Here is a 16,969-nt window from a genome sequence, read left to right as displayed (position 1 = left end):
GATCGCGCCTCAGACCGCCTGCAGCTGCGCCAGGAACCGGCGCGGAGCCGCGTCGAAGCCGCCGTTGGACATGAACACCACGTGGTCGCCGTCGCGCGCCAGCGTGCCCAGCGCCTCCAGCAGCGCATCGACGTCGGCCACCGCGCGCGCGTCGCCCCGCACCGCCACCACCACCGCCGCGGCATCCCACGGCAGTTCCGGCCGCGCCAGGAACACCACCGCGTCCGCATCGCGCAGCGACGGCGCCAGCGCCTGCGCGTGCGCGCCCAGCCGCATCGAGTTGCTGCGCGGCTCCATCACCACCACGATCCTGGACTCGCCCACCTTCGCACGCAGCCCCGCGAGCGTGGTCGCGATCGCGGTCGGATGATGGGCGAAATCGTCGTACACGGTGATCCCGCGCGCCTGCCCCAGCCGCTCCATGCGCCGTTTGACGCTGTGGAACCGCGCCAGGGTGGGCAGCACCGCGGCCACGTCGACGCCGACCGCGGCGCAGGCGGCGAGCGCCGCCAGGCCATTGAGCACGTTGTGGTCGCCGAGCAGCGGCCATTCGACCGTTCCCACCGCGTGGCCCGCGCGCGCCACTTCGAACGCGCTGCCGTCCTCGCGCAGCTTGCGCGCGCTCCATTCGAAGCCCGGATCGAAGCCGAAGCGCTCCACCGGGGTCCAGCAGCCCATGTCCAGCACTTCGCGCAGCCGCGCGTCGTGGCCGTTGACGATCAGCCGGCCGCGCCCCGGCACCGTGCGCACCAGATGGTGGAACTGGCGCTGGATCGCGGCCACGTCGGGAAAGATGTCGGCGTGGTCGTACTCGAGGTTGTTGAGGATCGCGACCCGCGGCCGGTAGTGCAAGAACTTGCTGCGCTTGTCGAAGAACGCGGTGTCGTACTCGTCGGCCTCGACCACGAACAGCGGGCGCTCGTCAGGGGCCGCCCGCGCAGCATGGTCGTGCCCGCTGGACGTCGTGTCCGAAGCCGGCACCTGCGGCCCGCCGAGACGCGCCGAGACCCCGAAATCCTCCGCCACCCCGCCGATCAGGAACCCCGGCTCGCGCCCCGCCGCCTGCAGTGCGAAGGCCAGGATCGTAGTGGTCGTGGTCTTGCCATGGGTGCCGGCGACGGCGAGCACGTCGCGCCCTGGCAGCACGTGCTCGCGCAGCCACTCGGCACCGGAGGTGTAGGCGCGGCCGCTGTCGAGCACCGCTTCCACCGCCGGATTGCCGCGCGAGAGCGCGTTGCCGACCACCACGGTGTCGCAGTCGGCCGAGATGTGCGCCGGGTCGTAGCCCCGGGACAGCGCGATGCCGAGCGTTTCGAGCTGGGTCGACATCGGCGGGTACACCGCCTGGTCGCTGCCCTCGACCGCGTGTCCGAGCTCGCGCGCGAGCGCGGCGACCCCGCCCATGAACGTACCGGCGATGCCGAGGATGTGCAGTTTCAAGGCGGACCCGCGTGCGTCGTGACAGCCGCGCACTTTACCCAAACGCGCCGGCGTGGACGGAACGACGGTTCAGCCGACTGCCTTCTCCGGCGCGATCGCCTCGACGATGCGGTTGAACACCGCCTCCAGCGTGCCCACGCCGTCGACCACGGTCAGCTGGCCGTGCTGGCGGTAGAACTCGATCACCGGCGCGGTCTGCTGGTCGTACACCTGCAGGCGCTTGCGCACGGAGTCGGGGGCGTCGTCCGCGCGCCCTTCGGCCTTGGCCCGGCCGGCCAGGCGCTCGACGATCTGCTCGTTGTCGACAGTCAGCTGAACCGCGGCGTCGAACTTCTGGCCGAGGCTGGCCAGCAGTTCGTCCAGCGCAGCGGCCTGGGCCAGGTTGCGCGGATAGCCATCGAGGATGAAGCCTGCCCGCGTGTCCTCCCGCGAGAACCGGTCGCGCAGCATGCCCAGCAGGATCTCGTCGCTGACCAGGTCGCCGCGGGCCATCACTTCCTTGGCCTGCAGCCCCAGCGGGCTGCCGGCCGCGACCTCGGCGCGCAGCAGGTCGCCGGTCGAGATGTGGGGTACCTGCAGGTACTCCTTCAGCCTGGCCGCCTGCGTGCCCTTGCCCGAGCCGGGCGCTCCCAACAACACCAATCGCATCGAGGACTCCCCACCAGATCGAAACCGGAGGCGGTCGCGGGCGGTTGCTACACTCCGGCCGGACCGCGGATTCAGCCGCCAGCTTAACCCATCGACCCGATCCACCGACCTCATCCCAAGGGCGCATATGGCTTCCGGAACCCTGCTCTACTCCCAGTCCGGCGGTGTCACCGCCGTCATCAACGCCACCGCCTCGGGGGTGATCTCCGAAGCCCGCGCGCGCAAGGTGAAGGTGCTGGCGGCGCGCAACGGCATCCTCGGCGCGCTGCGCGAGGAGCTGGTGGACACCTCGAAGGAAACCGCGGCCACCGTGCGCGGGCTGGCCCACACCCCCGGCGGCGCATTCGGCTCGTGCCGCTACAAGCTCAAGTCGGTCGAGGCCGACCGGGCGAAGTACGAACGCCTGCTGCAGGTGTTCAAGGCCCACGACGTGCGCTGGTTCCTCTACAACGGCGGCAACGATTCGGCCGACACCGCCAACAAGGTGTCGAAGCTGGCCGCCGAGTTCGGCTATCCGCTGACCTGCATCGGCGTGCCGAAGACGATCGACAACGACCTGGCCGTCACCGACTGCTGCCCCGGCTTCGGCTCGGCCGCCAAGTACACCGCCGTATCGGTGCGCGAGGCCGCGCTGGACGTCGCCGCGATGGCCGACACGTCGACCAAGGTGTTCGTGTACGAGGCGATGGGCCGGCACGCCGGCTGGCTGGCCGCCGCTGCCGGTCTGGCCGGCAAGGGGCCGGACGAGGCGCCGCACCTGATCCTGTTCCCGGAACGCCCGTACGACGAGGGCGACTTCCTGAAGCAGGTGAAGAAGGTGGTCGCGCGCGTGGGCTATTGCGTGGTCGTGGCCAGCGAGGGCATCCAGACCGCCGACGGCCGCTTCGTCGCCGATTCGGGCGGCGGCACCGACTCGTTCGGCCACACCCAGCTCGGCGGCGTGGCCTCGTACCTGGCCGGCAAGGTCAAGGACCAGCTCGGCTTCAAGGTCCACTGGACCCTGCCGGACTACCTGCAGCGCTCCGCCCGCCACCTCGCCTCGAAGACCGACCTCGACCAGGCGGTCGCGGTCGGCAAGGCCGCGGTGCAGTTCGCGCTGAAGGGGCAGAACGCGACCATGCCGGTGATCGTGCGCAGCTCGGATTCGCCGTATCGCTGGAAGATCGGCAGCGCGCCGCTCGACAAGGTCGCCAACCACGAGAAGAAGTTCCCCGCCGGCTTCATCCGGCGCGACGGCTACGGGATCACCGACAAGGCCCGCGCGTACCTCGAGCCGCTGATCCGCGGCGAAGCGCCGCCGCCCTACGGCAAGGACGGGATCCCGGCGTACGTGGCGCTGAAGAACGTGGCGGTGAAGAAGAAGCTGCCGAAGTGGGAGGGATGAGCCGGTCCGCCCGGCGTCGGGGCGGGGCGTGGCCGGCCCCTGCGGGCGATGGCCCGAGCCTGCACCGGTCTGTGCGGACCGAAGCGTCGGCCTCGGTCGCGCGGGCCGGGTTGTAGAGGTACATCGCGAAGGACGGGCTCAACGCCTGCGGTGGCTCCGTAGCCCGGGTAAGCGCACCCGGGGTTGTTTCGGTATGTTCTCCCGGGTGCGCTCCGCTTACCCGGGCTACGCGTCCGCGGCACAGGCCGGTCGCAAGCGGACGATCAGTCCGCTTCCAGCAGCGCCAGGTTGCGCACCGCGCCCTTGTCGGCGCTGGTGGCCAGCAGCGCATAGGCCTTCAACGCAGCGCTGACCTTGCGGGGGCGCGGCTGCAAGGGTTTCCAGCCCTTCGCATCCTGCTCGGCGCGGCGCGCGGCGAGTTCCTCGTCCGACACCAGCAGTGCGATCGTGCGCACCGGGATGTCGATGCGGATGCGGTCGCCGTCGCGGACCAGGCCGATGCTGCCCCCGGCCGCCGCTTCCGGTGACACGTGGCCAATGGAGAGTCCAGAGGTGCCGCCGGAAAATCGTCCGTCGGTCAACAGCGCGCACTGCTTGCCCAGGCCTTTCGACTTGAGGTAGCTGGTGGGGTACAGCATCTCCTGCATGCCGGGACCGCCCTTCGGGCCTTCGTAACGGATCACCACGATGTCGCCGGGCTTCACCTCGTCGCCGAGGATGCCCTGCACCGCCGCGTCCTGGCTCTCGTAGACGCGCGCGCTGCCTTCGAAGACGTGGATCGACTCGTCGACGCCGGCGGTCTTCACCACGCATCCGTCGACGGCGATGTTGCCGTGGAGCACGGCCAGCCCGCCCTCCTGCGAATAAGCGTGTTCGACGCTGCGGATGCAGCCTTCGCTGCGATCGGTATCCAGCGTCGCCCAGCGCGTGGCCTGGCTGAAGGCGACCTGGGTCGGGATGCCGCCGGGCCCGGCGCGGTAGAACGTGGCCACGGCCTCGTCCTCGACCGTGGCGACATCCCACTTCGCGATCGCCTCGCCCAGGCTCGCGGCATGCACAGTCGGGACATGGGTGTGCAGCAGCCCGCCACGCGCGAGCTCGCCGAGGATCGCCATGATCCCGCCGGCGCGGTGCACGTCCTCGATGTGGTACTTCTGGGTGTTCGGCGCCACCTTGCACAGCTGCGGCACGCGCCGCGACAGGCGGTCGATGTCGTGCAGCGTGAAGGGCACCCCGCCCTCCTGCGCCGCGGCCAGCAGGTGCAGGATGGTGTTGGTCGAGCCGCCCATCGCGATGTCGAGCGTCATCGCGTTCTCGAACGCCTCGAAGGTCGCGATCCCGCGCGGCAGCGCGCCGGGATCCTCCGCGCCGTACCAGCGATGGCACAGTTCCACCGCGGTGCGGCCGGCGCGCAGGAACAGCTGTTCGCGATCCGCATGCGTCGCCAGGACCGTGCCGTTGCCCGGCAGCGACAGCCCCAGCGCCTCGGTCAGGCAGTTCATCGAATTGGCGGTGAACATGCCGCTGCACGATCCGCAGGTCGGGCAGGCGCTGCGCTCGACCGCGGCCACCTGCTCGTCCGAGGCCTCGGGATCGGCCGCCATCACCATCGCGTCGACCAGGTCGAGCTTGTGGTCGGCCAGCGCGGTCTTGCCCGCCTCCATCGGCCCGCCGGACACGAACACCGTAGGCACGTTGAGCCGGAGCGCGGCCATCAGCATGCCGGGCGTGATCTTGTCGCAGTTGGAGATGCACACCAGCGCATCGGCGCAGTGAGCGTTGACCATGTACTCGACCGCGTCGGCGATCACCTCGCGGCTGGGCAGCGAATACAGCATGCCGTCGTGGCCCATCGCGATGCCGTCGTCGACCGCGATGGTGCTGAATTCCTTGGCCACGCCGCCGACGCGCTCGATCTCGCGCGCGACCAGCTGGCCGAGGTCCTTCAGGTGCACGTGGCCGGGCACGAACTGGGTGAACGAGTTCGCGATCGCGACGATGGGCTTGTGGAAGTCGTCGTCGCGCATGCCGGTGGCGCGCCACAGCGCGCGCGCGCCGGCCATGTTGCGGCCGTGGGTGGAGGTTCTGGAGCGGTATTCGGGCATGGAGCTTCGCGGGGGAAATGACGCAATGCGTCAAAGCGGCATTCTGGGGAGTTTTCGCCGTTACAGTTGCAACGATTTCCGCGGCAACGGATTAAGTCGCGACAGCGCTTGACAAGCCGTGAAAGCGCGGTTTAGTTTGCGTCAATGCTGCAACGCCACACCCCTGCCACGAATGCCCACGACGCCAGCGCGTCGTCCATTCTCGTACTCGTGCTTATTACCTCGCCAACAGGGGCGGGACGATCGGGCGCGTAAGCAGGAAGCGCCGAATCGCAAAACCCCGCACCGCAAGGGCGGGGTTTTTTGTTGCCCACCGTGGCCGTTTTCCAACCAACACCGTCACCGCAGAGACCACAAGACATGACCCAGTCCTCCCTTCCCAAGCCCAGCATCGCCATCGTCGGCTACGGCAGCCAGGGGCGCGCGCATGCGCTCAACCTGCGCGATTCGGGCTTCGACGTGACCGTCGGGCTGCGCCCGGGCGGCCCCACCGAGGCCAAGGCCAAGGCCGACGGCTTCAGTGTGAAGGCGCCCGCCGAGGCGGTGAGGGAGGCCGATCTGGTCGCCGTGCTCACGCCCGACATGGTGCAGCGGCAGGTCTACGCCGAGGCGCTGGCGCCGAACATGAAGCCCGGCGCCTGCCTGCTGTTCGCGCACGGGCTGAACGTGCACTTCGGCATGATCGAACCGCGCGACGACCTCGACGTGATCCTGGTCGCGCCCAAGGGCCCGGGCGCGCTGGTGCGCCGTGAATACGAGATCGGCCGCGGCGTCCCCTGCATCTGGGCCGTGCACCAGGATCCCACCGGCAAGGCGAAGCAGCTGGCGCTGGCCTACGCCGACGGCCTCGGTGGCGCGCGCGCCAACCTGATCGAGACCACCTTCAAGGAAGAGACCGAAACCGACCTGTTCGGCGAGCAGGCAGTGCTGTGCGGCGGGGCCTCGTCGCTGGTGCAGGCGGGCTTCGAGGTGCTGGTGGAAGCCGGCTACCAGCCGGAGATCGCCTACTACGAAGTGCTGCACGAGCTGAAGCTGATCGTCGACCTGTTCTACGAGGGCGGCATCACCCGCATGCTCGAGTTCGTCTCCGAGACCGCGCAGTACGGCGACTACGTCAGCGGCCCGCGAGTGATCGACGCCGGCACCAAGGAGCGCATGCGCGAAGTGCTCAGGGACATCCAGGACGGTACGTTCACGAAGAACTGGGTGGCCGAGCACGAAGCCGGGCTGCCGAACTACAACCGGTACAAGCAGGCCGACCTCGACCATCCGATCGAAGTGGTCGGCAAGCAGCTGCGCGCGAAGATGGTGTGGCTGGACAATTCCCCGAAGGAACAGAAAGAGGCCGCGTGATGAACGGTGCGCACTGGCTGGTGCAGGCCCTGGAAGCCGAAGGCGTCGACACGCTGTTCGGCTATCCCGGCGGAACGATCATGCCGTTCTACGACGCGCTGCACGGCGCGTCGCTGAAGCACGTACTGGTCCGGCACGAGCAGGGCGCGGCGTTCGCCGCCAACGGCTATGCCCGCGCCAGCGGACGCGTCGGCGTGTGCGTGGCCACGTCCGGCCCGGGCGCATCCAACCTCGTCACCGGCATCGCCGACGCGATGTTCGACTCGGTGCCGATGGTGGTCCTCACCGGCCAGGTGCCCACCTTCCTGATGGGCACGGACGCGTTCCAGGAACTGGACGTGTTCGGCATGACCCTGCCGATCGTCAAGCACAGCTTCCTGCCCCGCAGCGTCGACGAGCTGCCGCGGGTGTTCGCCGAAGCGTTCCGCATCGCCCGCAGCGGGCGCCCGGGGCCGGTGCTGATCGACCTGCCCAAGGACGTGCAGATGGCCGATGCCTCGCATCTGCCGGTGCATTCGCCGCTGCCGGTCGAACCGGTGCCGGGTCCGCCCGACGCCGCGCTGCACGAGGCCGCGGCGCTGGTCTCCCAATGCCGCAAACCCGTGGTCTACGCCGGCGGCGGCGTGGTGCTGGGCGATGCGGTGGAGGCGTTCCGCGAGTTCGTCGACCTCACCGGCCTGCCGACGGTGCTCACGCTCAAGGGCCTGGGCGCCCTGCCCGCCGGGCATCCGTCGAACCTCGGCATGCTCGGCATGCACGGCAGCCGAGCGGCGAACATGGCGGTGCAGGAATGCGACCTGCTGTTCGTGGTGGGTGCGCGCTTCGACGACCGCGCCACCGGCAAGCTGGCCGAGTTCGCGCCGCACGCGCGGGTGGTGCACCTGGACGGCGACGGCTGCGAGATCAGCAAGCTGCGCGCGGCCGACGTGTCGGTGCCCGGCGACCTGGCGCAGAGCCTCTCGCGCCTGGCCGCACCGCTCGCGGCGCAGATGGAAGGCCGCCACGCCGCCGCGCGCAAGGTCTGGCGCGACACCTGCCTGGAGCGCCGCTCGCGCCATGCCGCCCGCTACGACGCGCCCGGCGACAAGGTCTACGCGCCGGCGCTGCTCAAGCGCCTGAGCGAACTGGCGCCGAACGCGGTGGTCTCGTGCGACGTCGGCCAGCACCAGATGTGGGTGGCGCAGCACTGGCGCTTCAGCCACCCGCGCCAGCATCTGACCAGCGGTTCGCTCGGCGCGATGGGCTTCGGCCTGCCGGCGGCGATGGGCGCGCAGATGCAGGATCCGAACGCGCAGGTGGTGTGCGTCAGCGGCGACGGCTCGTTCATGATGAACATCCAGGAGCTGGCGACCATCCGCCGCTACCGGCTGCCGGTGAAGATCGTGCTGCTGGACAACTCCGCGCTGGGCATGGTGCGGCAGTGGCAGGAACTGTTCTTCGAGAAGCGCTATTCGGAGATCGACCTGTCCGACAACCCCGACTTCGCCGAGGTCGCGCGCGCGTTCGGCATCCAGGCGCTGCACGTCGACCAGGCCGCGAACGTGGACGACGCCCTGCGGGCGCTGCTCGCCGCCGATGGCCCCACCCTGCTGCACGTGGCCATCGACACCGCCGCCAATGTCTGGCCGCTGGTCCCGCCCAACCACAACAACGCGCAGATGATGGATCCCGACGACGCCGGCACGCTCGATACCGGCGAACCGGACCCGGTGCAGCCCCCGTCCGCCTCGTCCGCCTCCGAGGAGCCGAACAATGCGCTACCAGCTTGACCTCACCTTGCGCAGCGCCGAAGGCGTGCTGGCGCGCGTGATCGGCGCCACCGAGCGGCGCGGCTTCCGGCCGCTGGCGCTCGACGGCCAGGCCCAGCCCGGGGGGGATCGCTGGCAGCTGCGGGTGACGGTGGAAGGCGACCGCCCGGACGCCTCGCTGCAGCAGCAACTGGCGAAGATGTACGACTGCCTGTCGGTATCGGTACAGCCCTGCCCGTGACGCGGCTCCGCCGCACGACGCCAGACCGCTGACCCCACTTTCCGGATACCGATCCCATGAGCGCCACCGTCACCCCCATCGCCGACGCCCACGCCCGCCACGCCGCGACCGAGAGCGCGCGCCCGGCAACCGACGCCACCACCGTCCCGCTCGCCTGGTTCGATGGCGCGCTGGTGCCCGGCGATGCCATGCAGGCCGGCCTGACCACGCACGCGATGCATTACGGCAGCGGCGTGTTCGAGGGCGTCCGCGCCTACGCCACCGACGACGGCGCAGCCGTGTTCCGTCTGCCCGAACACCTGGAGCGCATGCGCCTCGGCGCGGAGATGTTCGCGCTGCCGTTCAATCCCGCGCAGGCCGCGGAGGCGGTGCTCGCGACCCTGCGCGCCAACCGCCACCGCGACGCCTACATCCGTCCCCTGGCGTGGTTCGGCGAGGGCAGCTTCGGGCTCGACGTGGAAGGCCACGTGCCGCACATGATGGTGGCCTCCACCGCCACCCACGTGCATCTCAACGGCACCCGCGCGCGCTTGGGGGTGTCGCGCTGGCGCCGCAATCCTGCCGATTCGCTGCCGCCGCTGAAGCTGTGCGGCGGGTACGTCAATTCGATCCTGGCCAAGCGCGAGGCCAAGGCGCGCGGCTTCGACGAGGCGCTGTTCACCGACCGCGAGGGCCGCGTGGTGGAATGCACCGGCGCCAACGTGTTCATGGTGCGCGATGGCGAGCTCACGGCCGTGGCCCATCCCGATGCGCTGGACGGCATCACCCGCGACACGCTGCTGCAGCTGACCGGCGCGCAGGCACGCGCGGTGTCGCTGGAGGAACTGCTGCAGGCCGACGAAGTGTTCGCCTGCGGCACCGCGGCCGAGGTCGCGCCGGTGGCGCAGATCGAGGACCGCCACTACGGCGACAACCCGGTCACGCGCGAACTGCAGGCGCTGTACGGTCGCGTCGTGCGCGGCCGGGAACCGGCCTGGCGCCACTGGCTGACGACGGTCTGATGGACCCGGCCGTAGCCAGCACCATCGAAGTGACCGCCAGCGACGTGCTGGCGGCCCAGGCACGGCTGCGCAAGTACCTCGACGTCACCCCCACCCATTACGCCGAACGCTTCGGCACCTGGCTCAAGCTGGAGAACCTGCAGCGCACCGGGTCGTACAAGGTGCGCGGCGCGCTCAACGCGCTGCTGGCCGCGCGCGAGCGCGGCGACGACCGCTACGTGATCACCGCCTCGGCCGGCAACCATGCACAGGGCATGGCCTGGGCTGCGTACCGGCTCGGCATCCCGGCGATCACGGTGATGCCGAAGACCGCGCCGGACACCAAGGTCGCCGGCGTCGCCCACTGGGGCGCGACCGTACGCCTGCACGGCGAGACCTACGACGAGGCCAAGGCCTTCGCGAAGGAACTCGCGGCCCAGAACGGCTTCCGCCTGCTGTCGGCCTTCGACGATCCGGACGTGATCGCGGGACAGGGAACCGTGGGGCTGGAGATCGCGGCGGCCATGAACCCGGACGTGGTGCTGGTGCCGATCGGCGGCGGCGGGCTGGCCTCGGGTGTGGCGCTGGCGCTCAAGTCCCAGGGCGTGCGCATCGTGGGCGCCCAGGTCGAGGGCGTGGACGCGATGTGCCGCGCGCTCAGGGGCGACCGGACACTGGTCGATCCCTGCGCGACCCTGGCCGACGGCGTGCGGGTGAAGGAGCCGGGCTACCTGACCGAACGGCTGCTGCGCGAGCTGCTCGACGACGTGGTGATCGTGCGCGAGGCCGAGCTGCGCGAGACCCTGGTGCGGCTGGCGCTCGAGGAACACGTGATCGCCGAGGGCGCCGGCGCGCTGGCGCTCGCGGCCGGCAAGCGCGTGGCCGGCAAGCGCAAGTGCGCGGTGGTCTCGGGCGGCAACGTCGACGCCGCGGTGCTGGCGACCCTGCTATCGGAGGTGCGGCCGCGGCCGCCACGCAAGCCGCGGCGCCGGGCCCGGGAGCGACTTCCGCAGCCGGCGGCCGAGCGGACACCGCTCCCCGCCGGCCTGCTCCCGGCCCGTGATGCAACGCACCCGCGGCCGAAGGCCGCAACGGGTACCATCGACAGCGATCTTCCCGAGGAACTCCTCGCATGAACACCACCCCCGGATTCGTACGCATCTTCGACACCACCCTGCGCGACGGCGAGCAGTCCCCGGGCTGCAGCATGACCCCGCAGCAGAAGGTGGTGATGGCGCGCGCGCTCGCCGAACTGGGCGTGGACATCATCGAGACCGGCTTCCCCGCCAGCTCCCAGTCCGATCGCGAGGCCACCGCGCAGATCGCGCGCGAACTGCGCAACACCACCCTGGCCGTGCTCTCGCGCTGCCTGCCCGGCGACATCGAGGCCTCGGCGCGCGCCCTGGAAGGCGCCGCGAAGCCGCGCATCCACGTGTTCCTGTCCACCAGTCCGCTGCACCGCGAGCACAAGCTGCGCATGGACAAGGCCCAGGTGCTCGAATCGATCGGCACCCACGTGGCGATGGCGAAGCGCTTCGTCGACGACATCGAGTTCTCGCCCGAGGACGGCACCCGCACCGAAGAGGACTTCCTGCACGATGCGGTCGCGGTCGCGATCCAGGCCGGCGCCACCACCATCAACGTGCCCGACACCCTGGGCTACACCACGCCCGAGGAGATCCGCGGCCTGTTCGAGCGCATGATCGCGAACATCCCCGGCGCGAAGGACGTGGTCTTCAGCGCCCACTGCCACAACGACCTCGGCCTGGCCGTGGCCAATTCGCTGGCGGCGATGGAGGGCGGCGCGCGCCAGATCGAGTGCACCATCAACGGCATCGGCGAGCGCGCCGGCAATGCTGCGCTGGAGGAGCTGGTGATGGCACTGAAGGTGCGCAACGCCTTCTACAACATCGACAGCCGCATCGACACCCGCCGCCTGGTGCCGACCTCGCAGCTGCTGCAGCGCCTGATCGGCATGCCGGTGCAGCGCAACAAGGCGATCGTGGGCCAGAACGCGTTCGCCCACGAGTCGGGCATCCACCAGCACGGCATGCTGCGCAACCGCAGCACCTACGAGATCATGAACCCTTCCGACGTGGGCTGGCCCGACACCAAGATGGTGCTCGGCCGCCACAGCGGCCGCGCCGCCGTCGGCCACCGCCTGCGCGCGCTCGGCTACACCATGGAGGACGAGCAGCTCGACCAGGTATTCGTACAGTTCAAGGCGTTGTGCGAACAGCAGCGCGTGGTCGAGGACGACGACCTGGAGCGCCTGATCGACGGCGGCGTGGTCGGCCAGGGCTACCGGCTCTCGTCGATGACCATCAGCGACCGCGGCCAGCGCGCCAGCGCGCAGGTGGAGCTGTCCAACCCGGAGGGCCGCAAGGTCAGCGAGAGCGCGCTGGGCGACGGCCCGGTGGACGCGCTGTTCGCCGCGCTGTCCAACGCCACCGGGGTCAAGCTGTCGCTGGAAAGCTACAGCGTGCACAGCGTCGGCCTGGGCACGGACGCGCAGGGCGAGGCGGCGCTGAGCGTCCACCACGAAGGCGTCGAGTACCAGGGCAGCGGCACCAGCCGCGACATCATCGAAGCCAGCGCCCTGGCCTGGCTCGACGTCGCCAACCGCATCCTGCGCCGCAGCCCGACCGGCACCCCGAGCCTCGACGCGCGCGCCAGCGCCTGAGCACGGCCCTCGCCCGGCACGGCCAGGCCGCGCGCGAGCGCGCCCGCCGGTTCCACATTCCATCCGGGGCGGCCGCCGCGCCGCCCCGCCCGTTTTCCACGCACCAGTCCGGACTCCATGCACGCTGACATCGTCGTACTGCCCGGGGACGGCATCGGTCCCGAGATCGTCGCCGCCACCCTGCCCGTCCTCCAGGCCGTCGCCGCGCGCCACGGCCACGAGTTCCGCTTCACCGAGCACGACATCGGCGGCATCGCCATCGACCGCCATGGCGTGCCGCTGCCGGACGCGACGCTCGCCGCCGCACGCACTGCCGACGCGGTGCTGCTGGGCGCGGTCGGCGGCCCGAAGTGGTCGGATCCGAAGGCGAAGGTGCGCCCGGAACAGGGCCTGCTGGCGATCCGCAAGGCATTGGGCCTGTTCGCCAACCTGCGCCCGGTCAAGCCGCATGCGGCGGCGCTGGACGCCTCTCCGATCAAGCCGGAACTGCTGCAGGACGTGGACATCGTGGTGGTGCGCGAACTCACAGGCGGCATCTACTTCGGCGACAAGACCCGCAGCGACACCGACGCCACCGACCTGTGCCGCTACAGCGTGGCCGAGGTCGAGCGCGTGGTGCGCCGCGCCGCCACGCTCGCCCGGACCCGCCGGGGCCACCTGACCTCGGTCGACAAGGCCAACGTGCTGGAAACCTCGCGCCTGTGGCGCGACGTCACCACGCGCGTGATGCGCGACGAGTTCGCGGACGTGACGCTCGAGCACCAGCTGGTCGACTCGATGGCGATGCACCTGCTGTCGAAGCCGCGCGCCTACGACGTGATCGTGACCGAGAACATGTTCGGCGACATCCTCACCGACGAGGCCTCGATGCTGGCCGGTTCGCTCGGCCTGCTGGCCTCGGCCTCGCTGGGCGAAGGCAAGGTCGGGATCTACGAGCCGATCCACGGCTCGGCGCCCGACATCGCCGGCCGCGGCATCGCCAACCCCTACGCCACGATCCTCAGCGCAGCGATGCTGCTGCGCCACTCGCTGGGGCTGGAGGCCGAAGCGGCGTCGATCGAAGCGGCGGTCTCGGCCGCGCTCGACGCCCGGGTGTTCACCGCCGACCTGGCGCCGGCCGGTCAGGCGGTCGACACCACGCAGGCGGCGCAGGCGGTCATCGACCGGTTGCGCTGAGCGGCTGCGCCACGAGGTCGCGTCCGGTACACGCCTGCCGTCGACGATCGCGCACGCGAAGACGCCGCCCCCGGGCGGCGTCTTCGTCTGGACCGGAACGGGTCGGTCTGCGCGTCAGGCGCCGGCGCCGAACAGCCACGGTTGCGCCGCGCGGTGGCGCGCCTCGAACGTGGCGATCGCCGCGTGCTCCTGCAGGGTCAGGCCGATGTCGTCCAGGCCGTTGAGCAGGCAATGCTTGCGGAAGGCGTCGATCTCGAACCCGTGGCGCTCGCCGTCGGGCGTGGTCACCGCCTGGGCGGCCAGGTCGACGGTCAGCGCGTAGCCCTCGGTCGCCTCGCACTGCGCGAACAGCGTATCGACCACCGCATCGGGCAGCACGATCGGCAGCAGGCCGTTCTTGAAGCTGTTGTTGTAGAAGATGTCGGCGAAGCTCGGGGCGATGATGGCGCGGAAGCCGTACTCCTCCAGCGCCCAGGGCGCGTGCTCGCGCGAGGAACCGCAGCCGAAGTTCTCGCGCGCCAGCAGCACGCTGGCGCCGCGGTAGCGCGGGAAGTTCAGCACGAAGTCCGGCTTCAGCGGCCGGTTGGAGCTGTCCTGGCCGGGCTCCCCGACGTCGAGGTAGCGCCATTCGTCGAACAGGTTCGGGCCGAAACCGGTGCGCCGGATCGACTTCAGGAACTGCTTGGGGATGATCTGGTCGGTGTCGACATTGGCGCGGTCCAGCGGCGCGACCAGGCCGGTATGGGTGGTGAAGGGGTTCATCGTGGGGCTCCGATCAGGCTGGCGACAGTTCACGCACGTCGACGAAATGGCCGGCCACCGCGGCGGCCGCGGCCATCGCCGGGCTGACGAGATGGGTGCGCCCGCCCGCGCCCTGGCGACCCTCGAAATTGCGGTTGGACGTCGAGGCGCAGTGTTCGCCGCTACCGAGCTTGTCGGGGTTCATCGCCAGGCACATCGAACAGCCCGGTTCGCGCCATTCGAAGCCGGCCTCGAGGAAGATCCGGTCCAGCCCTTCGGCTTCCGCCTGCGCCTTGACCAGGCCCGAGCCCGGCACGACCAGCGCCTGTTTCACCGTCGCGGCGACCTTGCGCCCCTTCGCCACCTCGGCCGCGGCGCGCAGGTCCTCGATGCGCGAATTGGTGCACGAGCCGATGAACACGCGGTCGAGCCGGATCGAGGTGATCGGCTGGTTCGGCTGCAGGCCCATGTACTTCAGCGCGCGCCGGATCGAATCCTGCTTCACCGGATCGGCCTCGCGCTCGGGATCCGGCACGGCCTGGTCCACCGCCAGCACCATCTCCGGCGAGGTGCCCCAGCTGACCTGCGGCTTGATGTCCTCGGCGCGCAGTTCCACCACGCTGTCGAAATGCGCGTCCGGGTCGGAGACCAGGCCCTCCCAGACCGCGACCGCGGCGTCCCAGTCGGCGCCCTTCGGCGCGAACGGGCGACCCTTCACGTAGGCGATGGTCTTCCCGTCCACCGCGACCATGCCCACGCGCGCGCCGGCCTCGATCGCCATGTTGCAGATCGTCATGCGCCCTTCCATCGACAGCGCGCGGATGGCGCTGCCGGCGAACTCCAGCGCATGGCCGTTGCCGCCGGCGGTGCCGATCCGGCCGATGATCGCCAGCACGATGTCCTTGGCGGTCACCCCGGGACCAGGCGTGCCCTCCACGCGCACCTGCATGTTCTTCATCTTCTTCGCCACCAGACACTGGGTGGCCAGTACGTGTTCGACCTCGGAGGTGCCGATGCCGTGCGCCAGCGCGCCGAAGGCGCCGTGGGTGGAGGTGTGCGAGTCGCCGCAGACCACGGTCATGCCCGGCAGCGTGGCGCCCTGCTCGGGGCCGACCACGTGGACGATGCCCTGGCGCACGTCATCCATCCTGAATTCCAGGATGCCGAAGTCGTCGCAGTTCTCGTCCAGCGTCTGCACCTGCACGCGCGAGACCGGATCGGCGATCGCCATCAGGCCGCCGGCGCGCTCGGCGCGCGTGGTCGGCACGTTGTGGTCGGGGGTGGCGAGGTTGGCGTCCACCCGCCACGGCCGGCGGCCGGCCAGGCGCAGGCCCTCGAAGGCCTGCGGCGAGGTGACCTCGTGCAGGATGTGGCGGTCGATGTAGATCAGCGAGGAGCCGTCGTCGCGGCGCTTGACCTCGTGCATCTCCCAGAGCTTGTCGTACAGCGTCTTGCCTGCCATCGGCGGGTCCCGCGTCGGTGGGTGGAGCGCCGGTCCGCACGCGGCGGTGGGCGTGGATCGATCCTAGGCCCTTGCCTTCGATAACTCAAATTCATATTTTTCATCCATCGGATAACCGGAGCGACTCGATGGATCTGGCCAGCCTGGACGCCTTCCTCGCCATCGCCGACAGCGGCAGCTTCTCCGGCGCCGGTGCGCGCCTGCATCTCACCCAGCCGGCCGTGAGCAAGCGCATCGCCGCGCTCGAAGCACAGCTCGGGCGACGGCTGTTCGACCGCATCGGGCGCGAGGTCGCGTTGACCGAAGCCGGGCATGCGCTGCTGCCGCGCGCCCGCCGGATCCTGGCCGAACTGGACGACACCCGGCGCGCACTGGACAACCTGGATGCCCGCATCGGCGGCCGCCTGAGCCTGGCCACCAGCCACCATATCGGCCTGCACCGCCTGCCGCCGCTGCTGCGCGCCTTCAGCCGCGCGCACCCCGGGGCGGCGCTGGACCTGCGCTTCGTCGATTCCGAGCAGGCCTGGGCACAGGTGCTGCACGGCCAGGCCGAGCTGGCGCTGACCACGCTCGGCCCCGCCGCGGCGCCGCTGCGCACGGTGCCGGTGTGGGACGACCCGCTCGAGTTCGTGGTCGCGCCGGACCATCCGCTGGCCGGACGCGGCGAGGTCGGTCTCGACGAACTCGCGCGGCATCCGGCGGTGCTGCCCGATGCGGGCACCTTCACCCATCGCATCGTCGCCGGCCACTTCGCCGCGGCGGGCCTGGCGCCGACCTTGCGCATGACCACCAACGCCATGGAAACGCTGAAAATGCTCGCCAGCGTGGGCCTGGCGTGGACCGTGCTGCCGCACACCATGCTCGATGCCCAGACCACGGTGCTGCGCGTGCCCGGCGTGCGCCTGTCGCGCCAGCTGGGCCATGTCACCCATGCCGGCCGCACGCTGTCGAACGCGGCGCGTGCGTTCCTGACGGTGCTGGACGGCGCCCCGGCGTAGGCGCGCCGCC

The 16,969-nt window shown here is 70.5% G+C and carries 14 protein-coding genes; 9 read left to right on the top strand and 5 right to left on the bottom strand.

The genetic code is table 11. From position 1 onward, the window contains the following. Nucleotides 1-9: 9 nt before the first annotated feature. The gene (gene mpl, locus QFW81_RS11340) at nt 10-1,404 is read right to left on the bottom strand and encodes a UDP-N-acetylmuramate:L-alanyl-gamma-D-glutamyl-meso-diaminopimelate ligase (protein WP_425604039.1); all 1,395 of its coding nucleotides are present in this window, start codon (nt 1,402-1,404) and stop codon (nt 10-12) included. 105 nt (nt 1,405-1,509) lie between these two features. Next, on the bottom strand, nt 1,510-2,088 hold the full coding sequence (locus QFW81_RS11335) for an adenylate kinase (RefSeq protein ID WP_280578893.1): 579 nt from the start codon (nt 2,086-2,088) through the stop codon (nt 1,510-1,512). 127 nt (nt 2,089-2,215) lie between these two features. On the opposite strand from QFW81_RS11335, the gene QFW81_RS11330 reads away from it, so the two are divergent. Beyond that, nucleotides 2,216-3,472, top strand: a complete 1,257-nt coding sequence (locus QFW81_RS11330) for a 6-phosphofructokinase (RefSeq protein WP_280578892.1) — start codon at nt 2,216-2,218, stop codon at nt 3,470-3,472. A gap of 263 nt (nt 3,473-3,735) precedes the next feature. Here the strand turns inward: QFW81_RS11330 and ilvD are convergent, their stop codons facing one another. Continuing rightward, nucleotides 3,736-5,577 carry a dihydroxy-acid dehydratase gene (gene ilvD / locus QFW81_RS11325; protein WP_280578891.1) on the bottom strand — a complete coding sequence of 614 codons (1,842 nt, stop codon included), beginning with the start codon at nt 5,575-5,577 and terminating at the stop codon, nt 3,736-3,738. 360 nt (nt 5,578-5,937) lie between these two features. Here ilvD and ilvC point away from each other — a divergent pair, with 360 nt between their 5' ends. From ilvC to leuB, 7 genes are all read left to right on the top strand, one after another. Beyond that, nucleotides 5,938-6,930 carry a ketol-acid reductoisomerase gene (gene ilvC / locus QFW81_RS11320; RefSeq protein ID WP_280578890.1) on the top strand — a complete coding sequence of 331 codons (993 nt, stop codon included), beginning with the start codon at nt 5,938-5,940 and terminating at the stop codon, nt 6,928-6,930. Next, nucleotides 6,930-8,699 (top strand): acetolactate synthase 2 catalytic subunit, encoded by a 1,770-nt coding sequence (gene ilvG, locus QFW81_RS11315; RefSeq protein WP_280578889.1) that lies wholly within the window; start codon nt 6,930-6,932, stop codon nt 8,697-8,699. The genes ilvC and ilvG overlap by 1 nt, the downstream gene beginning before the upstream one ends. Further along, a complete protein-coding gene (locus QFW81_RS11310; protein ID WP_280578888.1) occupies nt 8,683-8,919 on the top strand; it encodes an ACT domain-containing protein in 237 nt (78 codons plus the stop codon). Before ilvG ends, QFW81_RS11310 begins: the two co-directional genes overlap by 17 nt. 56 nt (nt 8,920-8,975) lie before the next feature. Then, nucleotides 8,976-9,920 carry an aminotransferase class IV gene (locus tag QFW81_RS11305; protein WP_280578887.1) on the top strand — a complete coding sequence of 315 codons (945 nt, stop codon included), beginning with the start codon at nt 8,976-8,978 and terminating at the stop codon, nt 9,918-9,920. Beyond that, nucleotides 9,920-11,035, top strand: coding sequence for a threonine dehydratase (locus QFW81_RS11300; RefSeq protein ID WP_280578886.1), 1,116 nt, complete (start codon nt 9,920-9,922; stop codon nt 11,033-11,035). Before QFW81_RS11305 ends, QFW81_RS11300 begins: the two co-directional genes overlap by 1 nt. After that, nucleotides 11,032-12,582, top strand: a complete 1,551-nt coding sequence (locus tag QFW81_RS11295; protein ID WP_280578885.1) for a 2-isopropylmalate synthase — start codon at nt 11,032-11,034, stop codon at nt 12,580-12,582. The genes QFW81_RS11300 and QFW81_RS11295 overlap by 4 nt, the downstream gene beginning before the upstream one ends. Nucleotides 12,583-12,699: 117 nt before the next feature. After that, complete coding sequence (gene leuB / locus QFW81_RS11290) at nt 12,700-13,758, top strand: 3-isopropylmalate dehydrogenase (protein WP_280578884.1); 1,059 nt, start codon at nt 12,700-12,702, stop codon at nt 13,756-13,758. Between the two features lie 114 nt (nt 13,759-13,872). Here the strand turns inward: leuB and leuD are convergent, their stop codons facing one another. Further along, nucleotides 13,873-14,520: a 3-isopropylmalate dehydratase small subunit gene (gene leuD / locus QFW81_RS11285; RefSeq protein ID WP_280578883.1), complete on the bottom strand. Its 648-nt coding sequence runs from the start codon at nt 14,518-14,520 to the stop codon at nt 13,873-13,875. Nucleotides 14,521-14,533: 13 nt separating this feature from the next. Further along, complete coding sequence (gene leuC / locus QFW81_RS11280) at nt 14,534-15,961, bottom strand: 3-isopropylmalate dehydratase large subunit (RefSeq protein WP_280578882.1); 1,428 nt, start codon at nt 15,959-15,961, stop codon at nt 14,534-14,536. Nucleotides 15,962-16,089: 128 nt separating this feature from the next. Here leuC and QFW81_RS11275 point away from each other — a divergent pair, with 128 nt between their 5' ends. Continuing rightward, nucleotides 16,090-16,959: a LysR family transcriptional regulator gene (locus QFW81_RS11275; protein ID WP_280578881.1), complete on the top strand. Its 870-nt coding sequence runs from the start codon at nt 16,090-16,092 to the stop codon at nt 16,957-16,959. Nucleotides 16,960-16,969 lie beyond the last annotated feature (10 nt).

This window comes from Luteimonas kalidii (genome assembly GCF_029887935.1).
Classification (GTDB): Bacteria; Pseudomonadota; Gammaproteobacteria; order Xanthomonadales; family Xanthomonadaceae; genus Luteimonas; species Luteimonas kalidii.
This window is presented reverse-complemented; position numbering and strand designations above follow the sequence as displayed.